This is a genomic window from Arthrobacter flavus, from assembly GCF_039526005.1.
Classification (GTDB): Bacteria; Actinomycetota; Actinomycetes; order Actinomycetales; family Micrococcaceae; genus Arthrobacter_D; species Arthrobacter_D flavus.
The window spans coordinates 102,570-103,465 of record NZ_BAAAIJ010000047.1 but is presented as its reverse complement, the minus strand read 5'-3'; the positions used below and the strand labels follow the sequence as shown (position 1 = coordinate 103,465).

The 896-nt window shown below is 65.0% G+C and carries 1 protein-coding gene; it reads right to left on the bottom strand.

The genetic code is table 11. The features are described from left to right. Positions 1 to 896: DUF222 domain-containing protein (locus ABD059_RS10535; protein ID WP_343879760.1), on the bottom strand; the 896-nt coding region annotated here is incomplete at both ends.

The following is an 896-nucleotide window of genomic DNA, read 5'->3' as shown; positions in this document are numbered from 1 at the left end:
GCCGGCAGGTTCGGTCTCTGACTCGGACTGCGTCTTGGAGGTCTTTGGGGACCCGGTAGGTGGTGGCGTCGGCGCCGAGTCTTGCCCCGGTGAAGGGGTGGGTGAGGATCCTGGTAAATGATGGGGCGTGCCCGGCGAGTTTCCTGGCCGTCTCGGGGTCAATCGGACCATACCCTTCGAGCTCACCCGGTGCATCCCCGCCGAGGAGAGTCATTACCGGGACGGTCACGAATACCTTCGCCTGCACACCCCAGTAGGCGCTGCTGCCGTTAGGTTCCGTGGGATTATTGTCGCTGTCGGCGATCTGCCCGGACGCGCCTGCGCTGGTGAGGACGTCTGCGAGGACGTCGGCCCGTAGCTGGGTGAGGGTCCGGGGTTCGTCGGGGCCTTGCAGCGCGCGGGCTGCAGTGTCGACGCGGTGGAAGATCCCGGCGGCCTGATCAACTGGTAAGTAGGCTTCGAGCCATGCCATCCCGTCATAGCTCGGGGTCAGGAACACACCGCGTTCCTTCACCGCCTTCTTCTGCCGGGCGGCGATCGATTCCGGGTGGAGTTCTTCGCGGAGCCTGTTCGCTTGCTGCCGGAACTTCGCCACCGTGGTCACCGACGCCATCCCGATCAGCCGGGCCTCAAAAGCGGCGGTCACTGTGGGGTTGGTGTCGGGGATGCTGGCGGCTTCCTCGACCACAGCCCACGCATGACGCTTCGTAAGTTTCCCGGTCTCCAACGCTTCCAGGGTCGCCGGGTAATACCGGGTGAGCAGCGTGCTGTGTTCGACGAGGAACTCAGCCGTCCGCTCCGGCACACGCAACGCTGCACTGATCTCAGTGGCGGTCACGGTCTTCTCGTACCCCCAGTCTCGGGGGTCGTTGCGGGTGTGTTCGGTTTGCAGGTCA